The following is a 24,511-nucleotide window of genomic DNA, read 5'->3' as shown; positions in this document are numbered from 1 at the left end:
GGCACGAAGAAGAATGCAATACAGTGCCGTCCCAGCGTCCTCAATCGGCTATCGGGTTAAGGATCAGGGTATCCGGCAGCTCGGCGGACAGCAGGGCCAGCTGGGCCGGATAGGTCCGGAGACCATCGAAGCCGGCGCAATTGACCGGCAGGACCTGGGCCGCGATGCCCGCGCCTGGGCCACGTAGTCGGGTCGTCACGCGCAGGGCGGCCGTGGTGTGGCCCTCGTATTCGCAGGCGGCCGGATCGGCGATGCAGAAGACCGCATCGGTGACCTCGTCGGGGGTCAGCAGGCGGCGCTCACCGGTGTAGTCGCTGATCTTTTCGGGCACCCCGCCGAAACTGTCGATGTCCACGTAGACCACCCCGCGCACGGCCTGCGTCACGGCGTAGACCTCGCTCAGAAATACGTGCCGGCCCAGCTCCCGGGCCTCGAAGCCGAAGGCCGCCAGAAGAGCCGCCCGCAGGCGCGCGGCCACATCCTCCCAGAGGTAGTCGGGATCGATGCGCACCCTGGCGCTGATCACCATCAACAGCAGCTCGCGTACGGCCACCTGTGCGGGCTGAAAAGGATCGCCCAGGCTGCGCAGGGCGCGCTCCAGGTTGATGAAGAGATCACTGGTCTCGTCGATGGGAATGTCGTCGGCGCCGGCGATGGTCACATGCACCAGGGGTTTGCGGCCCGTGCTCAGTTCCACGGCGCATGCCTTTCCGATGCCGGCGAAGGTGCGCGCAAAGTCGGCGTAGTCGCGCACCGACACCAGGCGGTCCAGGGCCGTGACCGCAAGGGGCGCGTGCTTGCGCGCCTGGTCGCGGTTTTCGCGGTCCGCGCCGCCCGAAGCGCGCAAGGGGTTGATCACCTCCTTGACCCCCAGGGGCCGGTCGGCCAGCAGGCTGATCTGGCCGGCCTTGACATTGCCGGGCCGGCCGATGCCCGTGCGGTACCGGGCCTTGACATTCTCCGTACCCGTGGGCAGGCGCGCCCCCTGCTGGCCATTGCCGAAGATCACCGTGGTCTGGTCTTCGTCGTCGGTCTGGGTGACGAAGCGCCGGTCCGTGGGCGCCAGGCCCGACAGGGCCTCGGCCTCGTGCCAGCGCACCTCATTGACGCGCACTTCCAGGGAGCTGTCCACCCCCCTGGGATTGGCCGCCGCCGTATAGGTCACCGGCTTTTGCTTGAGGGCAAAGCGCTGCATGGCCTTGGCGCCGTCGCCGCCGCCCAGCACCTCGCGGCGCGTCTCGCCGTGGGTGGCCTTGACCACGTTGCCATAGATGGTCACCGTGTCGCGTTTGAAGCAGTACTCGAGCGCTTCGGCCAGCTGGATGAAGGTGTGAGTCTGCTCACCGCTGCTGGACAGGGACCAGTCCACATCCTGGGTCACGGCGGCCAGCATGGCCAGCTCGCTGAAGCGCACGCCTTCGGTGCCGGGCAGGTCGCGCTCGCCGGCGACGATCACCCAGCGCCCCGATTCCAGACCCTCGTAAAAGCCGTTCAGTTCGATGAGGTCCTCCATGCCACCGCATATCAGATTTTCGATGGGCGCTTCGGCCAGTTCCAGGGCCTCGGTCTTGGCCAGCACCGTCGTGTTGCGCAGCAGGGGCTCGCAGCTCATGTAGCGGTCGAAATCTCCGGCAGAAAGCTCCCTGAGCCAGCCGTTGCCCGCGGCCAGCTCCAGCAGATTGACCTTGCCCGAGGTGCCCAGCGCGCTTAAGGAGGTGAGCTGCACCCCGTCCACACGGTGCACCGAGTGGGTCCATCCCGTCACCTCGCAGTTGGCGTTGAGCACGGGGTAGCGCACGGCGATCCAGCTTGCTTCGGCGATGTTTTCATCCTGGGGCTCCACGGCCAGGGTGGGGATGTTCTGGCTGCCGATGAACGCACCGGGCCAGATCGTGCCCAGAGTGGGTTGGGTGTAGCTGGTCACCGAGAGCGTGCCGCCTTCGCCCGGCGTGTAGTTGGGCGTGCCGGGATGGCTGTGGCCGAAGAGCGACAGGGTGCGCCGCAGGGCCCAGACCCGGATGGGGCTGGGCGAAGAGACCCGGGCATTGGCCGCGGCCTTGGAAAGGGTCTGTTTGAGTACCGGGGCAAAGGCCTTGACCGCGGCGTAGCCGGTCTCGGCCCTGGAGCGGAACTGCTGCTTGAGGGCGCGCGGCAGCCGCAGGGCGTTGCGCGGCTGCAGGGAGGCTCTCTGGGTCAGGGCCGTGATGATCTCGCGCTGCTGGGCCGAGCCCCCGGGCGTCGCGGCCACGGGCTGGGCCAGATTCACCAGTGTGCGGTCCGCGCCGTTGTCGGGGGTCACCCGGTGCACGCGGAAAAACTCGGGGATGCCGCCGCCGAAGTCGATGAGCAGGGGGTCGTTGGGCTTGAGGTTGGTGGTGACGCCCGCCAGCCAGACCTGCGGCCGGGGCGTGTTGTTCGCATCATAGTTGCGGATGGCGTTTGCCGTCTGGGGCCGGCTCAGACGCGGCTTGAGGTTGTTCCACAGGGCCCGCGCCTTCAGATCCTCCGAAGTTTCAAAGGACTGGGGCAGCTCTCCGGCCGCCGGGACGCTCTGGCTGCGGCTGCCCGCCGGGATGGTGGTCTCCTCCTCGAACTTTTCATCCAGAGTGTAGGCCACGAAGACGCTGGACGCCACGCCGGGATGCAGCTTGTAACCCACCAGGCGCGCCAGCTCCAGGATGGAGCGCCGTTCGATGGCGCTGGGCAGGTAGCCCTCGTTGGCGATGCGCTCCTGGTAGAATGTGAGCACGTCGGCCACCACGGCCCATCCATCCAGCAGGGCGATGGACGGGTCATCGGTATCGCGGGTGGTGAGCTCGGCCAGGGCCGGGTAATCACGGCTCGACAGGCGCGCGAGCATGCTCGAAAGAATTTCGCCATGAGTGCCCATACGGTAGCGCAACCGGGTCAGCCCCGGCCGGTTGAACAGGGCCAGGGGCGTTACCGCCGCGATGCCCTCGCAGCAGCCGCAGAAGCGGGCATCGATGCGTTCGGGGTGGCAGCAGTCGGGGCAGCGGTTGTTCATCGTCCACCTCTCATCTCAAGGGTCAAACGGCCGTTTTCGGGCCGGCTGGGGTCGTTGTCCAGGCGCGCGATCTCATAGGGTGAAAGGGGCAGCACGCCGTTTTGCAGCTCCTGGTTGGAGCCTTCCTGCAGACGCTCCAGGCGCCGGATCTCCACGTTCTGGACCCCCTCCACGGCCTGGGCCGCGGCGGCCAGGGCGCTCAAGTAGACGCCGTCGCCGAAGCTCAGCCGGTCGGGATGGAACAGGCCCAGGCTGCCGTCGGGCAGGCGCCGGTTGCTGAAGAGATCCAACAGGGCGGCCTTGACGTGGCCGCGCAGGTAATGCTCCTTCACGTCACACCAGCAGCTCGACCTCCAGGGGCACGCGTTGGGCCGCGGCCACCACCAGGTCGTGGCCCATGCGGCGATAGCGGTGCAGGTGGGCCTCGATCTCGGCCAGCAGTTCGGGGGCTGCCGTGTCGCTGCCCAGGGGGTCGATGGCCACCAGCACCTCGTACCACGACCCGGTCCAGCGCAGGCGCGCCGCGGCGCGCTGGATGCGCCGGCCGAAATCGCGGACCACGATGGCCGCATAGTCGTCAGCCGTGATGGCGCGTTGCAGCTCGGTGCGAAAGGCGTGGGGCGCAAATCGCTTGGCCTCGTTGATGGGTTCGGGCGCTGTGCCGCCTCGGGCCGGCAGGGGGTTGCGCACCTTGAGGGTCACGCCGTCCAGGGTGGCGTCGCGCAGCACCAGGTGGACGATGGCCTCGGCCCCCACGTTGCCCGCCAGGCCGTTGCCCACGCGGTAGAAGGCGGTAAAGGCCGTGCCCACATCGGGCTGCTCGCCGCACGCGTCATCGCCAAAGCGCAGATGGGCACGGCCCGCCTCGTCCATTTCGGCCACGAAGTGGGGATCGTCGGGACCGCTCGACAGCAGGTCGGCACGCGCCTGCCACCAGGGATCACCGGAAAAGGCGGGTTCGCCCTTGAGCTTCACCAGGGGCAGGGCCTTGCGGGGGTCTTGCGACAGCAGGCGCGCCGCCGGCGCGGCATGATCCAATGGCTGGCTGAAGGTCAAAGGAGCACCCCCGAGCATGGGGCGGTATGTGCCCGGGATCAGCTGCTCATCGGCGGGCAGGCCGACATCTCGGCAACAATCGCGGATCTCGCCCGCGGGCACTTCCCCCAGGGGTTCGTCCCGGCCCGCGCCGTGGTCCACCAGGACAACGTTGCCCAGGGCGATGCTCACATCCTCCAGCAGCTCACAGGCCGGGGCCGGCCCCACGGCCGACATACAAAGGGCAAAGGGCAGCGCGTCCTCTTCATCCCAGGCGATCTCCACCACGGCCAGGCCGGTGAGCGGGTCGCAGCCGGCCGCCACCGAGGCGAGGCGCACGGCGTGGCGGTGATGGGGATCGGCGTCGCCGGGATGACCGGTGCGGGGCCCCATCATCTCCTGGAAGATCAGGATGTCGCCGGCTTTGAGGTGCAGCTGGGGCGCCGTCATGGCCGAAGGCGCGCGCTCCACGTGATGGGCCGCCGTGACCGGCACATCGGGTGGCGCATCAGGGGCAGGATCGCCTCCTGCCGGGGGGCCGTATGCCTCGGCCGGGGGCTGCTGATGTCGAACCAGTTGGCCCAGCAGGGTGGCTCGGGTGGCGCCCTTGGGCAGGCAGCACTCGGCATCGCCCCAGGAGTAGAACGAGATGCGGCTGTGGTCCCGGTAAAGCTGAAGCGCCCGGGGCCGCAGGGCCTCGAAGAGCTCGTAGAGATGGCCGGCAATGGGCCGCAACTCCTCCGATGAGACCACGGGGCCTAATGTTTGGGGCGCCTGGGCCGGCCGGGTGATGAAATAGAAGGTGTCGGCTGAAAGGGAAAAGTCGCTGTCGGTTTCGATGCTCACCCAGGCCCGGGCATTGCAGCCCTCGTGCAGCCGATAGTCCACCAGCCGGGCGTGGCGCCGCACCGAGATGCGCTGTCTGGCCGTGTCCAGGTAGGCCTCGGTGGCCACGGCGTCCTGATAGTAGCTCAAATAGTCGCCGGTGTAGGCCAGAAGCTCCACCAGGGCGATGCCGATATCGGGCACATGGCGTTCGCGCCATTCGGGCATCACCAGGGCCAGGCGGTCCAGGATCAGGCGCCGGAAGCTCTCATAATCCTTGGCCAGGTAGTTGATCTCGGGCGTCTCCCGCTCCTCGGGCGGACAAATCTGATCGGTCCGGCAATCGAGGCCCGTGGGGCAGTCCACCTTGAAGCTGAAGGCGAGGCGGTCGAAACGCGGGTCGAAATCGGGGTGGGGCCCCCAATCGCCCCCCTCGTCCTGAGCCACCACGCGCAGGGTGTAGGTGGAAAAGTCGCCGAAGCGGTCCAGGGTGACCACCATGTAATCGTCCAGCTCCGGGTCGCGGAAGCGTTCCAGGCGCATGGCGATGACGTCGATGCCGGTGATGCGCTCACCGCCGTCAATGCGCAAATTGCGCGCCTCCAGCCCCCGGGGGGCCTTGCCCAGAAAATAGACCGTCAGGGTGAGCTGGTCCTCGCCCACCTCCAGATAATCCAGGCCGTACAAGCGGCGGTCCAGGCGCACGGCTTCGCGCCGGGCCGGATCTTGGCAGAGCGGTTCGTTCATGATGCGGTTCTCCGTACGAGGGTGGTGGTGCGCGCCTCCTGGGTGCGCCGCACCAGGTATTGGATCTCCACCTGGATGGTGGCCTCAAGGCTTACCACCTCCAACTTGCGCACTTCGATGAGATCCCCAAGCCACTGGGTAAGCCCGGCCTGCAGGGTGAACTGCAGGGTGGAGGCCAGTTCGGGGCTGTTGGGGGCGAATACCAGCTGCAAAACGCCCGAGCCGAAATCGGGCCGGTTGACGCGCTCGCCGGTGTTGGTGAAGAGAAACTGCTCGATCATGTCGCGGATGTGCTCGTCATAATCGGTGAGCGCGGTGCGGCCGCGATGGTCGAAACGAAAAGGATAGTCGATGTTCATAGACACCTCATATGGCACTCACCCGTGTCTGGGTGACGGCAATGATCAAAGGCGTGCCCGTGGGCGTACAGATCGCCTGGCTGCTTTGCACCAAAAGGGGCTGGCCATTGGAGAGCACCCGGGTCGTCCCCGTGATCCACTGGGCCGTGACACACGGCCCGTTGCCCGCCGTGGGCGGCGGAAAGGTGCAGCCGGCCACCACATAGGGCGCGGTCTGCAGCACCGTGGGCTGGCCCATGACGGTCACGCGCGGGTTGGGCGCCGTGGGAGTGGCCTGACCGGCATGGGCACAGGTGACCTGGGCGCCGACGTGGAGCAAGAATCCAGGCATGTTGCCTCCTTTCGGGGGGCGTTTATGGGTTGATTGGCCGATTGGTTTATGGGTTGATTGGGACGTTGAATTCTATCTGCTTTAAATTTTCAATCACGGCGGCAGGGTGCCGCTTTCCGAATCAACCATTCTTCAACCAATCAACGCCAATCAAGTAACCACCAGGGCGCCGTTGTTCACCGTCACCGTGGGCCCGGTCATGATCAGACTCGCCCCCTTGCCGTTCTGGATGTAAATGCCCGTGTCATTGACGATGATGGAGGCGCCCGTGGCGCTTTTGAGCATCAGCCCGCCGGTGGGGCCGGGCAGGTCACTGATCACCAGGCTGTGCTGGCCCAGGGTCTGCAACACGATGTTGGGCGACACGGGCAGCCCGGCGTGGGCCAGGGGCGGAATATCCGACTGGGAACCCCAGCGGCAGCCCACCCAGATGGGGAAGTTGGGATCGCCGCGTTCGAACTCCACCCACACGGCCGCGCCGATGGGTGGCACCAGGTAGACCCCCATGCCCGGTCCGGGCGGGCCGGCCAGGGGCGTGCAGGGTTCGGCCCAGGTGGAGGGCACCAGGCTGAGCACATCGGGCACGCTGATCTGCAGACGGCCGCGCAGCTCGGGATCGATGTTGTTGATCACCGTGCCGCGGTACTTGCCCCAGAACTGACGGGTGTTGCTCTCTTCGGTCATGGAATCACCACCGGTGTATTTGCGATCAGCCCGTCGCGGGAGAGGCTGAAGTTCTGTTTATACTGGCCCTTCTTGATGTCGTGGGTGACGCTGTCCACGTAGTAGAGGCCGTCATAGGCCAGGCCCGCCCCGCGCACGCCTACAAGGGTGCGGGCGCGCAAGGCCTGGCCGTAGCGCAGCACATCCAGGGTGCCGGAGCCGCTGATGGCCGTGGAGTTGTTCATCAGAAAACTCAGAATGTCCCGGGCCGCCTCGTCGGGCGCCAGGCGCGCGCCGCCGTTGTGAAATTCCACCTTGGCCGGCGGCGTGGGGCGCAGGCCAAGGGGCGGCTTCACCGCACTGACGTTGGGCAGCGGTATGGGAATGGGGATGCGCCGCGTGGCCGGGTCCAGCACGGTGAAGATACGGATCTTCTTGGCCAGGCCGTCTAGTGAGAAGCTCAACGACTCCACATTGGTGAAGGCATCCATGTTCACGCTCAGGGAGCGCTGGGGCAGGGGCACGCTGATGTCGGGGCCGAAATAGCCGATGCTCTGACCCGGCAGGGGGCCGGGCTGGATGAAGAAGACGTAGCCGTTGCGCGTGGCCAGCTCCTTGATGTAGGCCAGGTCGGTCTTGAGCGCCTGGGTCTCGATTCGCGAGGTGGGCGACTGCACCGTAGTGATGATGGGCGGGATGATCATGGGCACCACCCCCAACGCCGCGTAGGGCGCCAGGCAAACGGCCACCTTGGCCGCATCGGGCATGGCTGGCAAGGGCAGCACCTTCTCCACGATATCCATGGCCACGCTCAGATCCTCGCCGGTCACCGTCAGGGTCGACTCCCCCGGCGTGTTGCTGGGGGCCAACTCCTGGCGGGTGACAAAGCCGTCCATGAGCACCTGGGGAATGCCGCTAATGGTCACCATGATCACCACCCGGGTCACCACCGGATCGAAATAGCCCGCCGGCAGCAGGGCCAGCTGCAGCAAGGAGCGCTTGCCCATGGCAAAGCGCAGCTGGAAGCCGCTTCTGTCCCGGGCGCTGGTGACCTGCACGCTCTGCAACGCCTCGATCACCGGCAATGGCGCGGGCACGGGCACGGCCGGGCCGATGAGCAGGGTGAGGATGGCGTTACCCAGCAACATTGGGCATCTCCGGCAGCCCCTCGGGCAGGGTGATGCGCAAACGGCGCCCTACCGCGGCGGTCAGATCAAAGGGGTTCATGGCGTTGTTGGCGTCGCAGACGCGCCAGAACTGCAAGGGATCGCCCAGGTAGCGCGCCGTGATATTGTCCAGCCGGTCGCCGGCCTCCACCGCGTGCTCCTGCAGCAGGGCGAAGCGCTCGGGAGAAGGCACAAAACGGCGTCTCAAGTAAAGGATTTGAAAAGCCCCCTGGGGACCGCCGTCGGTTTCCAGGGTGGCGGTCTCGATGCCATGGTAGCGGCTGGTGGGGGGGAAGAGCTGATTGCCTATTGTAATATTCATAGTTTGTTCCTTGTCGTTGTTGCCCGTTTACCCGATTGTCCATAAGCCCGTCACCCCTATGGACGACATGGACTGAATGGACCTGGTGGACGGCGTTGACGGTCCCCTTTGTTCACGACGTCCCCTCTGTCCATTGCCCTCGTTCCCACGCTTCGTGTGGGAACGAGGGCAAGTATACCGACCATCCTCACAGTTTCAGTCCCAGCGCGATATTCTGCACGCTATTGGCCACATTCAGCGTGCCCATGACCTCCTTGGTCACCTGGTGGGCCATGAACAAACTGAAGCCCGGGTGCAGCATGCTGAAGTCCTGGTAGCTCAACACCTGCAGGGAGAGCTCCACCTTGGCCAGGATGGGATTGAGCATAGGATCGTAGGCCTCCTCTGTGATGCTGAAGCTGGTGAGGCGCACGGGCAGCACCCGGTTGATGCCCCAGGCAAAGAGCACCAGGGGCCCCTCAATGGGCAGGATCTCGATGGAGCCGATGGCGGCCAGCACCGAGTTGGCAATCACCATGGCGGTCTTGGGGTAGAGCATCATCTCCAGGGCCGACAAGGTGGGATAGAGCCCCATGCCCACGGCCAGGGGCTCGGCCTTTTCGAGTTGGTCGGCGGCGTCGATCTCCACGGTGAGGGTGATGGTCTCCTTGGGCGGCCCGGAAAGGCGCGTGGTCTCGCCCACCTCGCCGCCCTCGCCCGCGGCGCGCGCCTCCAGGCGCCGGGTCATGGTGGCGGGGTTGTATTGGAATACCACCACGCTGGCCAGCGGGTTGGCGATATCGACGCCCACCAGGGCGCCTTTGATTAAACGCGGAGATTGTGGAAATGTGGTCATGATCTGCCTCTTGTTCTCGGTATCGGGATCGCTGTCGTCGTCGTTGCCGTAATCCTCTTTTTACGATTCATTCCGATCCCAAATGCGCATTTGTGCCGTCTCCGCCCATCAGACTAAGCCGTGCGCTCCTCCCCGCCGCCCATGGCCGCCGATGCCAGGGAGGGGTCCAGACCCATGTCGCGCACCTCTTGTTCTGAGTAGCCCAACATCAAGAGCAGCGCCGCGGCCTCGGCCACGGTCAATCCGCCCAGCAGCAGCTTGCTGGCCGGTTCAGGGTCCAGAAGGGCGGCGATCACCGTGGCCAGCAGCAGCAAAGAGAGTCCCAGGATGGCCAGCACCTCCAGTACCCGCGAGGCGCTGGGCTGCGATGCGCCCATGCAGCGGCAGCCGTTGGCGATGCCGCCCCAGCCGCAGGTGCCGGACAGGCCGTAGCCGCACTTGTACACCCCGGTGATGCACTGCCGATAGTTGAGGGACGCGCAGTTGGTGCGGGCCAGCATGAGCCCCAGGTTGCTCAGGGAAATGGCGTCCGTTGGGCCACCGGTCAGCATGGCCGTTCCGGCGGCACGGTCCGCCTCACGCTCGGCCCTTGATCCTGAAGCGGCAATGGCCACACTCCGGGACGCCCCGTCGCCGCTGGAAACTCCCGCTTGCTGCACGGTATGGGCCAGTTCGTGGGCTAATAGCTCGCGTCCCACCGCGCTGGCAGGGGTATACTGTCCCTGGGCAAAGACGATGTCCTGGCCCACGGTGTAAGCCAGGGCATTGACCGCGGCCGCCGAGCGGGCCGCGCGGGCATCGTCATGCACCTGCACCTGGCTGAAATCACGACCGAAACGAGACTCCATGAAGCCACGCGTGGCACTGTCCAGGGGCCGGCCGGCCGAATTCAACACCTCATGGACCACGGGCGGCGCAGTGGCGGGGGTGCCCTGATGGGCCGCGCGACGCTGCAGGAAGCGCTTGCGCTCCTCTTCTTCACGGCGCCAGGGGGCCGAACCGGCCCCGCTGCGGCCGGGTCACTTGCGCTGCAACGGCAGAGTCGCCGGTCGCTGTTGGATGAGGGCACCGGTGCCGAGCGGATTCTCTTTTGGAGTAAAGGCATTGTATCTCATGGTAGACATCATCTATGAATGCCTCGAATTGAGGTCCCAAACCGAAGCTTCGTTACTTCTCGTGTAATTTCTGCTCCGCCCAGGCCTTGCCGTCGAAGGTCAAGATGGCGATTTTAGCGGCTTGGCTCTGTTCCAAGGCCGGCCAGGCCTTTGTCTCTCCCCCAAGGGTTTTGGGAGTGGGACGCTCCTGGGCGCGGATCTCGCCGAAGCGTGTCAGGCAGCGGTCGCTGCCGTCTTTATGAAAGGCCAGCATCTCATATCCAGCCCAAGAGGAGCGTACCCACATCCGCGCATCTTCATGGGCATGGGGGGCTTCGACGAAGAGTTCCAGGGTCACCGCCGGCACCCCGCGATAGGTGGAGGCGTAGATGGGGAAGTAGCGTCTCTGATCCACACTGTTTTCCACGAAGAACCCGAGCACGGCGCTGTCGCTCCCATAATCCACATAAAAACGGATCTTTTGCGACCCCACGGCCACGGTGGTGGGAGTGAGCACAGGCTGTTCCAGGACCGGCTCGACATTTCCGTTCGGGTTGCCTTCGGGCCCGCAAGCGGCCTGCACGGCCAGGATCGAACACAGCAGGCTGTAGATCATCCTCCTCATCCTCTCCTACCATTCACTGGAGCCGCCACCCGACCCGCCACCAGGGGCCGGAGCCGCGCCCCAGCTGTGGGATTCGTGCCAGTTCCACCACATGTACTGGCGCTCCATGCCGCTTAAGGCAAAGGCCGGATGGCTGGCGTATTGGCCGAAGGAGCCCTGGTCCATGGCGTTGTACATCCAGATGTTCATGTCGGCGGTCTGGGTCGCGCAATCGATGCTGTCCACGGTAACGTAGATGCCGAAGGAGCCGATGGAGCAAGTGTAGAGCTCGAAGGTCTGCACCGGCGGACCGAGCAACAGATGTGAGCCGACATAGATGATGAAAGCGTCCTTGCAGGTCTGGGGATCGGTTCCCGGTGGACTTGCGACCCATATGCCGTGGGCATTGGGATCGGTGACCGGCGGATCGGTCATGCCGGGAGTCCAGGAGCTGTCGGTGCGGTGGCCGGCACTCCAGGCGGCGCAGTTGGCCTCAAGATCGGCCTTGGCCTGGTTGACCGCATCGATCACGGGCTGCCAGCGGCGAACGATGCGTGTGTAGTTGTCGCCCTCGGGCATCACCCAGAGGTGCTCGCTGGAAAAGGGCGAGAAGAATTCATTGAGGATCTCGCCGATGGTGGTGCACTGAATCATCTCCCGCTGGGCGCTTTTGTCCGCCATGCTGTTTTGCTGCACCACGTGGGTCAGCTCATGGGCCAGCAGCCTGCGGCCGCCCTTGGTGTTCGGGCGGTACTCGCCCTGGTTGAAGAAGATATCCGATCCATGGGTGAACGCCCTGGCATTGAGCCCTTTGTTGAAGTGTGTGGCAATAGCATCCGTATGGATGCGTACATTGCCGAAATCATAGCCCATGCGCCGCCCCATCGCATCGCGCACCCCGGCATCCAGGGGCCGGCCGAAACTGCTGCCTTGGGCCAGGGGTGTTGGCCGGTCGATCGACCCCGGCGAATGGGTGGTGGATTGCGCGTTTTGTGCGTGGGTCGGCCAATGCAATGGCGCAATGGCCGTAGCGGGGCGGATGGCCGGTGATCCCACGACCCTTTCGGCCACGGTGTCGGCCTGTTGTTCGAAGCGATCCCCGGGCCTGCCGACTTTGGCTTTGAGCTGGATGGGCGTGTCTGCCAGGGGCAGCATTTCCAGAGCCGGCGGGTAGGCCGCAACCCCGCTCCAGTCATGGGCGAAGCGCGTCCAGAGCGCGGTCTCTTGCGCTGCTTGGGGCGCGCGGCCGGGCCGCACAGCGGTATGGGTCGCCGGACGATTCTGCGGCACGCCCCCACGCGCGGGTTTTTCCGGCAGGGTGGGTGCTCTTCTCATAAGCCGATCCCCCTGTAGATGGATTGGGCGATTCGTTCCCCCAAAACTGCCGGTTCAAGGTTCCGGCCCAGGGCGAACCCCTGCGCCGGGGCATTGCGATAGGCTCCGCCGCCGTGCAGGTGGGATGCCAGGCCGCCTTGGGTCAGCATACGGCCAAGGGCGGTCTCGATATGGGTCCGCAGCAGGTTCTGCTGATCCGGCGCCAAGGCGATACCCTCCAGGCGGAGGTGTTCAATGGTGATGTTGAGATTCATGCCGGCACCTCCCTGGCGGGCTGCCAGATGAAGTCGCTCTCCTTCAAGGGCCGCTCCAGCTTCTTGAATTCGGTGCGCGCCGCGTCCAGCAGCAGGGCCATGGTCACCGGCCCGCCGGCCTGGGCTGCCTGGAAGGCGGCATTCAAGGCCACATTGTGGATGCCGCCGCCGCTGAGATGCAACCTGGCCAGAAAATCGTAGTCCAGGGGGTCGTTGAGGGGGGTCTGGGCCGGGAAGACCCTTTGCCAGATCTTTTTGCGCAAGGCCGCGTCGGGAAAGGGAAACTCCACGATGAAGCGCAGGCGCCGCATGAAGGCCTTGTCCAGGGCGCTTTTCATATTGGTGGCCAGGATCGCCAGGCCGCGGTAGCTCTCCATGCGCTGCAGCAGGTAATTGATCTCGATGTTGGCGTAGCGGTCGTGGCTGTCCTTGACCTCACTGCGCTTGCCGAAGAGGGCGTCGGCCTCGTCGAAAAAGAGAATGGCGCCGCTCTCCTCGGCGGCGTCGAAGAGGCGCCGCAGGTTCTTTTCGGTCTCGCCGATGTACTTGTTGACCACGGCCGAAAGATCGATGCGGTATAGATCCAGGTTGAGGTCGTTGGCGATCACTTCGGCGGCCATGGTCTTGCCCGTGCCGCTTTCGCCGGTAAACATGGCGTTGATGCCCAATCCACGGTTCATCACCTCGCGAAAGCCCCACTCTTCGTAAACCCGGTTGCGTTGGTGCACCTGTTCGGTGATGCGCCGCAGCAAGGCCGTCTGCTCATCGGGCAGCACCAGGCGCGTCCAGGTGGCCTTGGCGTCGATGCGCTGGGCCAGCTGCTCCAGGTCGGCCCGGGCCGCCTCCCGGCACACCCGCCACAGGGCCTCCACGGGCAAGGGCTGGTTTGGCGGATAGGCTTCCAGCAAGGCCTTTGCCAGATGCTCGATCTCGGTCTGGTTGAAGACGAACTGTTCGGCCAAGCGCGCCACCTCCGGTCCCCCGCGGCCCTGGAGGGCCTCTTGCCACAGGCGGACCTGCTCCTCGGGCAGGGGTTTGGCGACCTCGAAGGCGGCCCGCCGACGCAGCCCGTCATCACCCGCCTCCTGTCCGTCGATAAAAACAACTCCTTGATATTTATCTAAAAAGCGATGGAGCTGGGCGCGTTCCGGGTCGCCGGCGCCCTCGCCGTGGATATACAGGGCGATGGGTAGCAGTTGCGCTTCGCGCTGCCACAGGCGGGCGAAGTTGTCAAAATCAGCGCCCTGGGCCGGTAATGCCTTGATGGCCATGGTTTGCAGGCTCAGTCCCAACGGCTGGGTCACCCGGGCGGACACCAGGCGTTTGCTCTGCTTGTCGCTTCCGTGCAGTTCGATGATGGGGGGTGTCTCCTGGGGTCCGCTGCGGCTCAATTGCAGCAGGATCTGCTCCACGCGCTGCTGCTGGGAGGGAGGCAGGGCGGCGTCCTGGGGCGATGCCGCGATGGGGTCCACCAGGGGACTCAAACGGTCGTCCAGATAGTTAAGCCCCTTGAGATAGTTGACGATGCGCTCATCGGCGCGCAGGGCCGCCGCCGTCAGGGGCCGGCTGTCGGGCTGGTTGATCTCCAGCAGGCGCCAGTAGCGCAAGGGGCCCTGGGGAGACAGGGCGCTCCAGTCGGGATCATCGAAGAGGGCAAAAGCCAGGGCAAAGGTGGGGTAAGCTTTGGCCCCATCATCGTGCACCCGGGCGCACAAGGGCGCGATGCGCGTGTCCAGCTCCATGGCCGCGCACAGGGCCAGCACATTGCGGTCAAAGGGCGAGAGACCCAGCAACCGGCTCAACAGGATCAAAGACGGCGGCGGCTGGGCGCCCTCCAGCTCGCCCATGGCCTGTTGGGCCTTGGCGATCTCCTTGTCCGAGGCCTTTTTGGGACCGGCGGTCTCCTCCAAGGCGGGCGGGGTATGGTCCCGGAACCAGGAGCAGCCGCGTTTTTCCCGGGCCTTGACCTTGGGCGCCGGCGCCAGGCGCTGCAGACGCAGTCGTACCCAGGTCACCGTGGTGCTCAGGTGTTGGGCATTGTTTTCGCTCCATTGGGCCGCGTCGTTCATGTGATGGTCACCTTCTGATCGTCTGAGAACTGGGGCGTGGCCCCCGAAAAATCCACCGGAATGCTGTCCACGCCGTCCACCCGCAGGCGCGCCACATAAGGTTCGGGCCGCGCCGCGGCGTCGCTGACCTGAAAGGTCAGGCTGCTGGCCGCGTTGGGATCACCTGGGAGGACGAAAGGCTGGGGCGCGATGGTGCGCGCCCCGAAGAGCAGGGCCACGCGCTGACTGGGGCGCACCTGGGGTCGGCACTCGATGGTCAGGGTCGCGCTGCCCGCCGGTGCCGTAACCGGGCTGATGCTGGTGATGCGCGGGGCTAGGGGCAGAGCCAGGGCATTGGTGCTCCACTCGGGCAACCCCGCGCGCTGGACCACCAGGCTCAGGGTGTAAAAACCCGCGGGCCATTTGGACCCCACGGCCGGATCGATTCCCTGGTCGGGCAACACCACCTTGATCTCATCGGCCTTGCGCTCCGCCGCGGGCGCCAGATCCAGGAAATCATCCAACAGAGGATGGCGGAAGCGCGCGATCAGGGTGTCGGCGGCCAACTGGGCGCCTTGGATGATGAGCGTATCGCCCAGGCGGGCCGCCGGCGCGTCGTTGGGAAAGACCAAGCCGAACAGGGTCGGCGTGGCCGCCCCGGTAACCTGGGCGCCGCGGTCCTGCTCACCGCGCCGCAAGACGGGCAGGGGCGCACTGGCGGCCCGGCTGCTCTCCAACAGCAGCACCGAGACCTGGTAAGACGTGGAGAGGCGGTATTCGGTCTGAAAGCTGCTCCACAGCTTGGACATGTCGTCCAGGGAGAGCACCTCGGGGGTGATGCGCAGGCGTTCGATCTGATTTTGCACCTCCGAGTCGGGCACAATGCCCGCAATATCTGCCGAGCCCAGCAGGGGGTGGTCGTGCAGGCCGATCATGGCCTGGCCCAACAGGCCCTGGCCGGCGATGTCATCGTCATTGGCGCCGTAGGCCGTGAGCAGGTAGTGTAGCACCAGGGCCAACGGCGGCGCGGCGCTTTCGCCGTTGCGCACCTGCCCTGGCAGGGGCATGTTGCTGAAGGCCGGATTGATGTGGGTGGCGTATAGAAATAGGTTGAGCTGGTCGCCGTTGGACCCGTTGCGCGCCGCCGAGGGCGGTTTGGCGGTGACATTGGCCCCGGCCGTGGCCTGCATGATAAGGTGCTGCAGCACGGCGGTGACCGTGGCGATGGCGGTGGGTGAGCTCATAGGGACCCCCTGCCTTTGCGCTGTTTGAGATAATCCTCAAGGCTCATGACGGCGGGCGTCCTGGCCTTGGGCTTGGGTTGGGACAGCGCGGTCGGCGCTTCGGCGCGCACCTCCACCCGGCCGATGGTGACCTGGATGACGGGTTCGGGCGCCTCGGCCCTCCGTCCAAGCTCCCGCAGGCTTTCAAGCTCCGCCCGCAATTGTTCCGACCCGGCCGGGGCCACCAGCAGCCTCTCGCGACCGGGTGGGATGGCAGCGGGGGGTGCCGGTGGTTCAGGGGCTTCAGGACGTTGGGACAAAAGGTCGAAGGACGTATCCGGCTCTTGGTCTTGACGCGGCAAAGCCCGAATGGTTTCCCACAGGGCTTCGATGTCGGCCTGCTCCCGGTGCCGGGATTCCACTCGTCTCTCGCTAAGGCCATCGCCTTTAAAGGCTTGGGACCATGGCCCCTCATCGGACGCTGCCATGGGGTGCGATCCGGCAGCTGGTTTGCTTGGCTGGGGAGCTTCCTCCGTCATGTCCACGGGTTGAGGCACGGCCCGAGCAACCATACGGGTTTCGTCGGGCGCGGCACCGCGACGGGGTGCGGGTGCATCGGTAACGGAGGCCGCGGAAGGTGTGGATTGAAATGGCGCTGCCACCAGCGTCGCTGCATCATCGTGGTGTCGGGGCAAGACCGCGGTGAGGGGTGTGGTCTGCTGTTCAACCGTGCCTGGGGCGGTGTTGGATTCCATGGGCCATTTCGGGGAGCGAGTTTGGCCGCCGTCCGCGTCGGGCGGGATCGAGGGCCTGGGAGATAGTGTCGCTCCCTGTTCGTTTCGGTGGTCGGGCCGCATCCCAGGGGAAACCTCTTCTCCCTGTTCGATCTCCGGCGATCCGGGCTCCAGGGATCGGGGCATCGACCCAAGCAGCGGTGCCAGGGGTTCGGGCTCGAAACGCGCCCGGGGGCGCGGCTCCACCCTGGGGCTCTCCCCCTGGTGGCGCTGCAGTAGATGGTTGAAGAAGTCACTCATGAATGCATCAATCCCAGATAGAGTTGCCGGCGCGTGGGACTGAGCGCCAGGATGTCGCGTTCGGACCAGCCATAGGCCCTGGCCAGGCGGTGTACGGCGTTGAGGGTTTGTCGGGCCCAGTGCTGGATCTCAACCCAGAGGTAATCGGCGATATCGAACTGGGCGCGCCAGCCGTGACCGCATTGGGGGCATGTGAGGGCGACGCGGATATCGGCCTGGGGATCCAGGGCCTCCATCTTTTCCGAGAGCGCCGCCAGCACGATTTCCGGCAGGGCCGTGGCCTCGCAACTTCGATCACCTTGGCGCACCGAAAGGATGCAGCGGGTGAGCAAACGTTGCAGGGCATCGTCGCCAGGTGCGTCCAGAGCCTCGGTCATGTCCTTGCTGGTGGGCAGACGAAAGTGCACCTCGTAGCCCGCCGTGGAGAGTTCAAAGGATGCCGTCGTTTCATGGGCGGCATCCTCGGTCGGCAGAAGATCGGAGACGCGGCTTTCCCACTCCACCCGTTGGGCGCATTGGGGACATTGGGCCGTGTTGGCCAGTCGCGGGCCGAACATCCACTCCCGCAACCGCATCAAACCGGCATCCCGCCGGCCGATGGGCCAGGCCGCGATGGCCTCGCCATCGCTTTCGGGACAGGCCGCCGCCAGCAAGCCCAACATCCGCTCCAAAGGGGTTTGATTCAGTCCGCGCTCCCACACCGTCAACAACTCCGCGGCTGTGAGGGGTCGCATGCTCTGATCTATCCTTCAGGCTCGGTGAACTGCGGCTCCGTGGGTTCGGTCACCTCGTAGTCGCGCTCCCAGCCCTCGTTTTCCAGCTTCAGGATCTGGATGGCCACGGCATTGGCGCTGGCGTCCAGTTCGGGCAGGGCCTGATACTCGGACACCCAGCAGCGGAAAACCTTGTAGGCGATGGCCAGCTGGCCGGCCTCGTTGTAGACCTCGATGATCACGTCCTTCCGAAAATCCTTAAGCGACACCTCGCTGCCCAGGCCCGAGCCGAAGTTCCACACCTTGTTGGCCCACTTCTCGAACTCGGTGTCGTGGGTCACGCCGCGCTCCAGGGTGATGGCCTCGTACTTGGACTGGCCCGGTGACTTGCGCACGGTGCTGGGATCGCCGCCCTCGCGGTGCTCCACCAGCTCGGTGGTGCGCTTCAGGGCACCGATCTTGCTCACGCCGGCCACGAAGCGGCCATCCCATTTGATGCGGAACTTGAAATTTTTGTAGGGATCGAATCGTTGTGGATTGACGCTGAATTGAGCCATGGTCGCCCCCCTCCTTTAAACTTCGAGATCCCCAGCGATCTGCTGGAGCTTGATAATGACAAATTCCGCGGGTTTCAGGGGGGCGAACCCCACCACGATGTTGACGATGCCGCGGTCGATGTCGTTTTGGGTGGTGGTCTCTTTATCGCACTTGACGAAGTAGGCCTGGCGCGGGGTGGTGCCCTGGAAGGCCCCCTGGCGGAAAAGGTTGTGCATGAAGGCGCCTACGTTGAGGCGGATCTGGGCCCACAAGGGCTCGTCGTTGGGCTCGAAGACCACCCACTGGGTGCCGCGGTAGAGACTCTCCTCGATGAACAGCGCCAGGCGTCGCACGGGGATGTACTTGTATTCGTCGGCTAGCACGTCGGCACCGCGCAGGGTGCGCGATCCCCAGGCCACCCGGCCGATGATGGGAAAGGCGCGCAGGCAGTTGACGCCCAGGGGGTTGAGTTCGCCGTTTTCATCGTCGGTGAGGTTCACCGACAACTCGGGTGCGCCTTTAAGGGAGGCATCATGTCCGGCGGGCGCCTTCCACACGCCGCGCTGGGTGTCGATGCGGGCAAAGAGCCCGGCGATAGTGCCGCAGGGCGCCACGGTCTCCACCTGGCTGTCGCGCAGGGGATTGGGCTTTTTCAAACGCGGAAAAAACAGCGCGGCATTGCGCGAGCGGGCGCCCACGTAGTCCGTGGCCGCGTCGGTGAACTTGGAGACTGCGGTGCTCTTGGAGGTCCAGTCACTGGGCGCGTCCACCAGCAGCATGGCGCGGCGCTTCTCGCAGTAGGCCGCCGCGTCCGAGACCAGGCTCACGTCCACGTCCTGGTTAGGAATGCCGGCGGTGTCTTTGTAGGGTGGGATGCACAGCAGATTGAACAAATCGGCCTGGGCCAGGGCGTAGAGACCCTTTTTATCCCGCTCGGCATTGGCCGGGGTGAAGTCCTCGGCCTTGGTCAGGGCCAGACCGTCCGAAGCCTTGAGGGCCGCCAGGCCTGCCGCGATCTTGGCCTTGGCCGCGTCGATTTCGGTCTGGTTGGTGGCGGCCTTTAAGTCGGTTTCACCCTCGGTGACCTCATCCTTATCGGCCGCCGGCGTGGGGGGTGTCCCGGGATAAGACCCCTTCCAGCGCACCAGGGCCGACTGAGCCGCCAGCACGCGGTCCACGCGGCGGGGGCTCTCTTTAAAGGAGAGGTTCAAATACTTCTCCGAAGCCCCCGTGCTCGCGTCGCGCACGGTGAGGTTGAAAAGATCGGACTTGGCCAACCCCAGGTTGACGGCCACATCCTCGGAGACAATGAGATCGGTCTCGGCGCGCAGGTTGACGCCCCACGAACCTTCGTTGGCCGCCTCCATGATCACGTTGCCAACGGTGAGCGAGGTCTTGGCCGGATCGGCGCCGCCGGCCGTGTCGGTGTGGTAGAGGCGCACGATGATGGCCTGGGCGCCGCCGTTGAGGAAAAAGTCGCGTACGGCGAAGCTCATGCTGGAATTGAGGTCAAGTCCGCCGAAAATGCGCTCGTAATCCCCGAAGTTGTTGATGGTTTCAGCCTTGTTGACCGGTCCGCGCTTGGCCCGGCCGATGAAAGCCGTGATTGAGGTGGCCACCCCGGTGATGGTGCGCACGCCACTGGGGATCTCCTCGATATACACGCCCGGATAGGTTGTTGTGACAGGCATCTTTCGCCCTCCTTCTTCTCGTCGATTCACTCGTTTTCGGCGTTATTGGCTTGACTCCCTTCGGCCGCGTCCTGGCGCTCGCTTCCGATGTGTCCGAATTCCGCTTCAAAGGCTTCCAGTGCGTTTTGCAGGGCCGCGATCATGGCCTTGGCATACCCCGGGTTGGTGATGATGCGGGTGCACCCGCTGATACAGCCCTCTTCTCCAAAGGCCTGCCCGAAATCGAAGACAAACTCATAGGCGTTATAGCCCACGCGCAGGCTGTTGGCGTAATGGCCCGTGGGTGTGCACGCCTTTTGCAAGGCCGGAGTGTTGGCATCCATGTGACGCAGTGCCCCCTGCCTCTGGTAGAAGAGGATTTGACGCGGATTCAATGCAGCTGTGTTTGAAGCCTGACCAGAAGTACGGCAATTTCGATGCCAGTTTTTCTACCACCCACGTCGAAGCCAAGCGGGCGCATGCGTCGCAAAGCATTGAGGGCCTGCGACCTGAAGAAAAGCATCCCAACCACCCGCGGAAAAGTGTATCATCTGTACCAGACTTTCGACGTGAAGCGTGCGATCTTGCCGGCCCCGCGGTAGGTATGGCGCTGGTTTTGATAAAACGTAGCGAAGCCTTCAGCCAGGAATGAATAAATTCATATAATTTTAGTCAGATAAGAACATGTTACACTTCGCGTTACACTGTTACATGGAGCTGAAGGTCTTATGGGGATCGGGGGGCCGGGTTTCGGAGATCTTCAACCGCGACATCTTGCGGTAAAGGGTCATGCGCGACCAGTTGAGCTTGCGCGCCGCCCGGCTTTTGTTCCAGTTGGTTTGGGTGAGGGCCGAAACGATCACCTGGCGCACTTCGGATTCAGGCGAACCATAGCGCCGGGCCGCCTGCTGTCTGAAGCGCGGAGGCAGATCGTCCAAGCCGATCCTCTCGCTGGCCGCGTCGCCGGATAGGCTGATGTAGGTGGACTCCAGCAGATTGAGCAGTTCGCGCACATTGCCGGGCCAGGGGTAGTTATGTAAAAAGCCCAGGGCATCATCGGTCATGCCTGCCACCCGTCGTCCGAAGCGTCGGTTGAGATCACAAATACCGTGTTGTACCAGGTCGGGAATATCTTCTCTTCTGTCGCGCAGGGGCGGCAGGTGCACCCGGGCGATGTTGAGGCGGTAGTATAGATCGCCGCGAAACTGTTGTTGCTCCACCAGGTGCTCCAAATCGCGATTGGTGGCCGCCACCACGCGCACATCCAGGGTCACGGGCTTTTTACAGCCCAGGGGGTAGACCACCTTCTCTTCGATGGCATGCAGGATCTTGGCCTGAATGTAGGGCGTCATATCGCCGATCTCATCAAGAAACAGCGTGCTGCCTTCGGCCAGGGCGAACTTGCCCTTGCGCGCTTCCAAAGCGCCGGTGAAGGCACCGCGTTCGTAGCCGAAGAGTTCGCTTTCGGCCAAGCTTTCGGGCAGGGCCGCGCAATTGACGGCAATGAGGGGTTTGGCGGCGTGGCAGCTGTAATGGTGAATCAGACGGGCGGCCAGTTCCTTGCCTGTGCCGGTCTCGCCGGTGATCAGGACCGTGCTCTGGGTGGCGGCGGCCCTGATGATGTAATCGCGGGTGGCTCGAATGGTCTCACTGGTGCCGATCATTAAGGGCGGTTGAGGCGGCGGTCTTACCCCGGGCGCGCTTTGGTGAAGAAGCAGATCACCGATACGTCCCAGCAACTGTTCCCGGGAGATTGGCTCTTTGAAGTAATCATCCACCCCGGCGCGAAAGGCGGCCGTGGCGCGCGCCTCACTGCTCATGCGCGAGATCACCACAATGGGCAAATCGTGATGGGTGGCGCGAATGCGGCGCACCTGCTCCAGGACTTTGTCCCCATCGGCACCGGAAAGGCCCAAGACGATGATCTGAGCTCGGGTTTCTCTCAGCATATCAACTAGATCGGTGTCATTGGAACTTTGCACTACACGAAAGCGGGGAGGGGCAAAACCCTGCCGAATGGGGTTGTCTTGGCTCTGTTGCAAGCCATATGTCAATATCGTGATCTCCATTGACGACTCTCCCGATTTTCCCGGCATGCGTACGGGAAATGGTTGAGCGCCCCTGGATGGGCGAAGTGTCAATCGTAAGAAAGCCTAACTCGTTTGCGTCCTGCATCAATCGCCGGTTTAAATACTGTTTTCAATAATGATAATCAGAACAGGGTCGGTCAATGGCAGTGGCTTAAGATGTGACAACGCGCGACAACGATGAATCAATCAGAGGATTGTCCAGAGAATTGGCGGCAAAACGCAAAAGTAATATGTCCAGCAGCCTAACACAGAAAGCTTCAGAAAGCCAAAACTATCTTGGGACACACCGCGTCTCCCTCACCTTGAAAGATAAAAAGATATGCGGGTAGCCACAAAACCCTAATGATAAAAAATCTGGCGTGGTGTGACCGTATCTGTCACAGGTGGTTGCTACAATGGCCTCAATTAAATCAAAGGAGGTCGCCATGACCAATTTTGCTTTTACAGAGGAATTCCCCAATTCCGAAATCGAGTTTGACCAACGTTTCAGCAACACCGAAGCCTGTTACGAGTATTTAGCCCGGATCAAATGGCCCGATGGATATATTTGTGAAAAATGTGGTCACAACGCCTATTGGCTCAGTTCAAACAACTTCTACATCTGCAAAAGATGTGAACATCAGGTTTCGCTGACCGCCGGTACCATTATGCATGGAACGAGAAAACCGATCACCTATTGGTTCAAAGCGATGTGGTGGTTTACGACTCGCAAATCCGGCGTCAGTTCCGTTAACCTGCAAGAGCTGCTTGGCCTGGGCAGCTATCATACGGCATGGTCCTGGTTGCAAAAGCTAAGACGCTGCACCGTTCGCAAAGATCGCGAAAAATTATCGGGCCGTGTCGAGGTCGATGAGTTTTTCATCGGCGGCCAAAAGTCCGGCAAACGGGGTCGCGGGGCTGAAGGCAAAACAATCGTCCTGGCTGGTATTGAAAGATACACTGCTCAAGACCCTGAAACCTTGAATTCTTGTTGGCAAATTGGCCGTGTTCGTTTGCAGGTTGCCCTGGACTGTTCGGCCTATTCACTGGAAACCTTTATCAACCACAACATTGAAACCGGCAGCATGGTCGTCACAGATAAACTCAATAGCTATCGTCCTGCGCTGAACCAGGAATACCATCATATTCAGGTCGAACCTGCTCGTCAGAAGGACCCTGAATGATGGGTTGATCGCAGATCATCGTGATCGACCGTGCTAACGGCGTCCTCAAAGCGGATGCCGACCCGCGGCGGCAGGCGTATGCCATCGGAAAGTGATGAAAGCATAACATGCGGCTTATCTGAAAAAATCGACTACCTCCTCGTTGAACCGATCGGCGAATTCCATGAAAAAGCAGTGCCTCCCCTTTGGAAAAACAGACAGCTGCGCATGGGGAAGCAGCTCTTTGAGGATGAAAGAGTTCTCCGGCGGAACCAGGGGGTCGTCATCACCCGTCATGATCAGGGTGGGCTGGGTAACTCGATTGATCCGTGCGACTGTATCGTGCTTTCGGCAAGCCGCATACTGTCTTAAAAAGGCATCGGCGGGCTGGTAATATCGCATAGATATTTCACTGAACTGCGCCATCGCCGCCGGGTTTCCGGCAACGTATTCATTGGAAAAGTAAATGTCCATGTCCTTTTTGAGGATCTCCTCGGGCGTAAGGTTCTGGTTGGCCGTGAACTTTTCCATTCTGTCGGCACTCATCAATACCGCCTTTTCACCACCGCAACCGGTGCACCCTAACACAAGGTCCTTCACCTTTTGTGGATGATTGATCGCAAGTTCCTGGGCGATGTACCCGCCCATGGAGACACCCAACACGTGGGCATAATCGATGTCCAGTGCCTCCATTAACGCCGCCGTATCGTCGGCAAACAGCCCGATGGAATAGTCCATGGCCGGCTTTTCGGAACGTCCGGCCCCCCGGTTGTCAAAGACAACGACCTTGAAGTGTTTTTCCAGAGTCGGGATCTGACGGTACCACCACTCGATATTGCGGCGCAGGCCCATGATCATCACCAGTGGATCGCCTTGACCGTGGATTTCATAGTAGATATCGCAGTGATTGACATGTACTGTAGGCATACCGGTTTTCCTTTCTGAACTCTGAAAGAATCCCTTCTTTGACATATCCCAAACGAGGTAAACAATCATGGTGGACCGATTGGGACACCATTTAATTCAAAAACGATGAGAAATGCAACTGGCTCCCTTGATCAACGAACGTCGTCTGGCACCGGCCGAAGCGCCCACCCGGCCTATGAGGCTGCGCAACATATACCGATATCTGCAACAGTTTCATCCATGCACTGGACGGTGGGTATCTGATCATGTCGGTTTTTCGGTTAGTGGCCAAGTATTTCAAATGAGCTGTGTTCCCAGGGGATAAACGCCTTGCTCTTCGCTGACTGTTTGCGGTTTAGGGGTGCCCAGGCATCAAAGAAACCGGTGTCACAGTTCCAGTCTGTCTGAACTCAGCAAACCAAATGAACCGTTAGATTTTAAATATCTACTAAGGCAGGGACGGCATCTGAACTTGAGGCGCGCCTCTATATTCCGGTTTTGTCACCGTTTGGTTAGGATTCAATAGATCGAGGCAAAAAAGAATCGTCCAGCA

General features: G+C 63.1%; 25 protein-coding genes. 3 read left to right on the top strand and 22 right to left on the bottom strand.

From position 1 onward, the window contains the following. Positions 1–40: 40 nt before the first annotated feature. From DFT_RS15610 to DFT_RS15515, 20 genes are all read right to left on the bottom strand, one after another. Positions 41–3,025, bottom strand: a complete 2,985-nt coding sequence (locus tag DFT_RS15610; protein ID WP_054032074.1) for a putative baseplate assembly protein — start codon at positions 3,023–3,025, stop codon at positions 41–43. After that, positions 3,022–3,357, bottom strand: a complete 336-nt coding sequence (locus DFT_RS26535) for a hypothetical protein (RefSeq protein WP_200907065.1) — start codon at positions 3,355–3,357, stop codon at positions 3,022–3,024. Before DFT_RS26535 ends, DFT_RS15610 begins: the two co-directional genes overlap by 4 nt. 1 nt (position 3,358) lies before the next feature. Next, positions 3,359–5,632: a putative baseplate assembly protein gene (locus tag DFT_RS15605; RefSeq protein ID WP_200907064.1), complete on the bottom strand. Its 2,274-nt coding sequence runs from the start codon at positions 5,630–5,632 to the stop codon at positions 3,359–3,361. Further along, on the bottom strand, positions 5,629–5,991 hold the full coding sequence (locus DFT_RS15600) for a GPW/gp25 family protein (RefSeq protein ID WP_054032073.1): 363 nt from the start codon (positions 5,989–5,991) through the stop codon (positions 5,629–5,631). The genes DFT_RS15605 and DFT_RS15600 overlap by 4 nt, the downstream gene beginning before the upstream one ends. 7 nt (positions 5,992–5,998) lie before the next feature. Beyond that, positions 5,999–6,322 (bottom strand): hypothetical protein, encoded by a 324-nt coding sequence (locus tag DFT_RS15595; protein ID WP_054032072.1) that lies wholly within the window; start codon positions 6,320–6,322, stop codon positions 5,999–6,001. A gap of 150 nt (positions 6,323–6,472) precedes the next feature. Beyond that, positions 6,473–7,006, bottom strand: a complete 534-nt coding sequence (locus DFT_RS15590) for a phage baseplate assembly protein V (RefSeq protein ID WP_054032071.1) — start codon at positions 7,004–7,006, stop codon at positions 6,473–6,475. Further along, entirely contained in the window at positions 7,003–8,133 is a 1,131-nt protein-coding gene (locus DFT_RS15585) for a hypothetical protein (RefSeq protein WP_054032070.1), read from the bottom strand. Before DFT_RS15585 ends, DFT_RS15590 begins: the two co-directional genes overlap by 4 nt. Then, positions 8,120–8,473, bottom strand: a complete 354-nt coding sequence (locus DFT_RS15580; RefSeq protein WP_054032069.1) for a LysM peptidoglycan-binding domain-containing protein — start codon at positions 8,471–8,473, stop codon at positions 8,120–8,122. The genes DFT_RS15585 and DFT_RS15580 overlap by 14 nt, the downstream gene beginning before the upstream one ends. 187 nt (positions 8,474–8,660) lie before the next feature. After that, positions 8,661–9,308, bottom strand: a complete 648-nt coding sequence (locus DFT_RS15575) for a hypothetical protein (protein WP_054032068.1) — start codon at positions 9,306–9,308, stop codon at positions 8,661–8,663. 113 nt (positions 9,309–9,421) lie between these two features. Further along, complete coding sequence (locus tag DFT_RS15570; protein ID WP_083453596.1) at positions 9,422–10,156, bottom strand: DUF4157 domain-containing protein; 735 nt, start codon at positions 10,154–10,156, stop codon at positions 9,422–9,424. A 319-nt stretch (positions 10,157–10,475) separates the two neighbouring features. After that, on the bottom strand, positions 10,476–11,018 hold the full coding sequence (locus tag DFT_RS15560) for a hypothetical protein (protein ID WP_054032065.1): 543 nt from the start codon (positions 11,016–11,018) through the stop codon (positions 10,476–10,478). Positions 11,019–11,033: 15 nt separating this feature from the next. Next, positions 11,034–12,341, bottom strand: coding sequence for an eCIS core domain-containing protein (locus tag DFT_RS15555; RefSeq protein ID WP_054032064.1), 1,308 nt, complete (start codon positions 12,339–12,341; stop codon positions 11,034–11,036). Beyond that, on the bottom strand, positions 12,338–12,595 hold the full coding sequence (locus DFT_RS15550; protein WP_054032063.1) for a hypothetical protein: 258 nt from the start codon (positions 12,593–12,595) through the stop codon (positions 12,338–12,340). The genes DFT_RS15555 and DFT_RS15550 overlap by 4 nt, the downstream gene beginning before the upstream one ends. Next, the gene (locus DFT_RS15545; protein ID WP_054032062.1) at positions 12,592–14,664 is read right to left on the bottom strand and encodes an ATP-binding protein; all 2,073 of its coding nucleotides are present in this window, start codon (positions 14,662–14,664) and stop codon (positions 12,592–12,594) included. The genes DFT_RS15550 and DFT_RS15545 overlap by 4 nt, the downstream gene beginning before the upstream one ends. Then, entirely contained in the window at positions 14,661–15,887 is a 1,227-nt protein-coding gene (locus DFT_RS15540) for a Pvc16 family protein (RefSeq protein ID WP_054032061.1), read from the bottom strand. The genes DFT_RS15545 and DFT_RS15540 overlap by 4 nt, the downstream gene beginning before the upstream one ends. After that, positions 15,884–16,900, bottom strand: coding sequence for a hypothetical protein (locus DFT_RS15535; RefSeq protein ID WP_054032060.1), 1,017 nt, complete (start codon positions 16,898–16,900; stop codon positions 15,884–15,886). The genes DFT_RS15540 and DFT_RS15535 overlap by 4 nt, the downstream gene beginning before the upstream one ends. Continuing rightward, positions 16,897–17,634, bottom strand: coding sequence for a T4 family baseplate hub assembly chaperone (locus tag DFT_RS15530; protein ID WP_054032059.1), 738 nt, complete (start codon positions 17,632–17,634; stop codon positions 16,897–16,899). The genes DFT_RS15535 and DFT_RS15530 overlap by 4 nt, the downstream gene beginning before the upstream one ends. 8 nt (positions 17,635–17,642) lie before the next feature. Beyond that, complete coding sequence (locus DFT_RS15525; RefSeq protein ID WP_054032058.1) at positions 17,643–18,170, bottom strand: phage tail protein; 528 nt, start codon at positions 18,168–18,170, stop codon at positions 17,643–17,645. A gap of 15 nt (positions 18,171–18,185) precedes the next feature. Continuing rightward, on the bottom strand, positions 18,186–19,841 hold the full coding sequence (locus DFT_RS15520; RefSeq protein ID WP_054032057.1) for a phage tail sheath family protein: 1,656 nt from the start codon (positions 19,839–19,841) through the stop codon (positions 18,186–18,188). Positions 19,842–19,867: 26 nt separating this feature from the next. After that, on the bottom strand, positions 19,868–20,164 hold the full coding sequence (locus tag DFT_RS15515) for a DUF3467 domain-containing protein (RefSeq protein WP_054032056.1): 297 nt from the start codon (positions 20,162–20,164) through the stop codon (positions 19,868–19,870). 50 nt (positions 20,165–20,214) lie between these two features. On the opposite strand from DFT_RS15515, the gene DFT_RS15510 reads away from it, so the two are divergent. Further along, positions 20,215–20,472 carry a hypothetical protein gene (locus tag DFT_RS15510; protein ID WP_054032055.1) on the top strand — a complete coding sequence of 86 codons (258 nt, stop codon included), beginning with the start codon at positions 20,215–20,217 and terminating at the stop codon, positions 20,470–20,472. Between the two features lie 55 nt (positions 20,473–20,527). On the opposite strand, the gene DFT_RS15505 is transcribed toward DFT_RS15510, so the two are convergent. Continuing rightward, positions 20,528–21,889, bottom strand: a complete 1,362-nt coding sequence (locus DFT_RS15505) for a sigma 54-interacting transcriptional regulator (RefSeq protein WP_369688313.1) — start codon at positions 21,887–21,889, stop codon at positions 20,528–20,530. A 198-nt stretch (positions 21,890–22,087) separates the two neighbouring features. Between DFT_RS15505 and DFT_RS27335 the strand changes: the two genes are divergently transcribed. Together DFT_RS27335 and DFT_RS15500 are read left to right on the top strand one after the other, a co-directional pair. Then, on the top strand, positions 22,088–22,156 hold the full coding sequence (locus DFT_RS27335; protein WP_152972057.1) for a hypothetical protein: 69 nt from the start codon (positions 22,088–22,090) through the stop codon (positions 22,154–22,156). A gap of 179 nt (positions 22,157–22,335) precedes the next feature. After that, positions 22,336–23,073, top strand: coding sequence for an IS1595 family transposase (locus tag DFT_RS15500; protein WP_054032054.1), 738 nt, complete (start codon positions 22,336–22,338; stop codon positions 23,071–23,073). Positions 23,074–23,187: 114 nt separating this feature from the next. On the opposite strand, the gene DFT_RS15495 is transcribed toward DFT_RS15500, so the two are convergent. After that, a complete protein-coding gene (locus DFT_RS15495) occupies positions 23,188–23,979 on the bottom strand; it encodes an alpha/beta fold hydrolase (protein ID WP_054032053.1) in 792 nt (263 codons plus the stop codon). Positions 23,980–24,511: the final 532 nt, after the last annotated feature.

It is taken from the genome of Desulfatitalea tepidiphila, from assembly GCF_001293685.1.
GTDB classification, from domain to species: Bacteria; Desulfobacterota; Desulfobacteria; order Desulfobacterales; family Desulfosarcinaceae; genus Desulfatitalea; species Desulfatitalea tepidiphila.
The sequence above is the reverse complement of the archived record's forward strand: the minus strand, read 5'-3'. Positions and strand labels throughout refer to the sequence as shown.

Coding starts and splice junctions, on each gene's coding strand:
- DFT_RS15545 (WP_054032062.1), bottom strand. CDS start 14,664: ATGAACGACGCGGCCCAATGGAGCGAAAACAATGCCCAACACCTGAGC.
- DFT_RS15530 (WP_054032059.1), bottom strand. CDS start 17,634: ATGCGACCCCTCACAGCCGCGGAGTTGTTGACGGTGTGGGAGCGCGGA.
- DFT_RS15515 (WP_054032056.1), bottom strand. CDS start 20,164: ATGGATGCCAACACTCCGGCCTTGCAAAAGGCGTGCACACCCACGGGC.
- DFT_RS15585 (WP_054032070.1), bottom strand. CDS start 8,133: ATGTTGCTGGGTAACGCCATCCTCACCCTGCTCATCGGCCCGGCCGTG.
- DFT_RS15600 (WP_054032073.1), bottom strand. CDS start 5,991: ATGAACATCGACTATCCTTTTCGTTTCGACCATCGCGGCCGCACCGCG.
- DFT_RS15555 (WP_054032064.1), bottom strand. CDS start 12,341: ATGAGAAGAGCACCCACCCTGCCGGAAAAACCCGCGCGTGGGGGCGTG.
- DFT_RS15575 (WP_054032068.1), bottom strand. CDS start 9,308: ATGACCACATTTCCACAATCTCCGCGTTTAATCAAAGGCGCCCTGGTG.
- DFT_RS15505 (WP_369688313.1), bottom strand. CDS start 21,889: ATGGAGATCACGATATTGACATATGGCTTGCAACAGAGCCAAGACAAC.
- DFT_RS15605 (WP_200907064.1), bottom strand. CDS start 5,632: ATGAACGAACCGCTCTGCCAAGATCCGGCCCGGCGCGAAGCCGTGCGC.
- DFT_RS15610 (WP_054032074.1), bottom strand. CDS start 3,025: ATGAACAACCGCTGCCCCGACTGCTGCCACCCCGAACGCATCGATGCC.
- DFT_RS15495 (WP_054032053.1), bottom strand. CDS start 23,979: ATGCCTACAGTACATGTCAATCACTGCGATATCTACTATGAAATCCAC.
- DFT_RS15590 (WP_054032071.1), bottom strand. CDS start 7,006: ATGACCGAAGAGAGCAACACCCGTCAGTTCTGGGGCAAGTACCGCGGC.
- DFT_RS15570 (WP_083453596.1), bottom strand. CDS start 10,156: ATGGAGTCTCGTTTCGGTCGTGATTTCAGCCAGGTGCAGGTGCATGAC.
- DFT_RS15550 (WP_054032063.1), bottom strand. CDS start 12,595: ATGAATCTCAACATCACCATTGAACACCTCCGCCTGGAGGGTATCGCC.
- DFT_RS15510 (WP_054032055.1), top strand. CDS start 20,215: ATGCAGCTGTGTTTGAAGCCTGACCAGAAGTACGGCAATTTCGATGCC.
- DFT_RS15535 (WP_054032060.1), bottom strand. CDS start 16,900: ATGAGTGACTTCTTCAACCATCTACTGCAGCGCCACCAGGGGGAGAGC.
- DFT_RS15560 (WP_054032065.1), bottom strand. CDS start 11,018: ATGATCTACAGCCTGCTGTGTTCGATCCTGGCCGTGCAGGCCGCTTGC.
- DFT_RS15595 (WP_054032072.1), bottom strand. CDS start 6,322: ATGCCTGGATTCTTGCTCCACGTCGGCGCCCAGGTCACCTGTGCCCAT.
- DFT_RS15540 (WP_054032061.1), bottom strand. CDS start 15,887: ATGAGCTCACCCACCGCCATCGCCACGGTCACCGCCGTGCTGCAGCAC.
- DFT_RS15525 (WP_054032058.1), bottom strand. CDS start 18,170: ATGGCTCAATTCAGCGTCAATCCACAACGATTCGATCCCTACAAAAAT.
- DFT_RS15580 (WP_054032069.1), bottom strand. CDS start 8,473: ATGAATATTACAATAGGCAATCAGCTCTTCCCCCCCACCAGCCGCTAC.
- DFT_RS15500 (WP_054032054.1), top strand. CDS start 22,336: ATGACCAATTTTGCTTTTACAGAGGAATTCCCCAATTCCGAAATCGAG.
- DFT_RS15520 (WP_054032057.1), bottom strand. CDS start 19,841: ATGCCTGTCACAACAACCTATCCGGGCGTGTATATCGAGGAGATCCCC.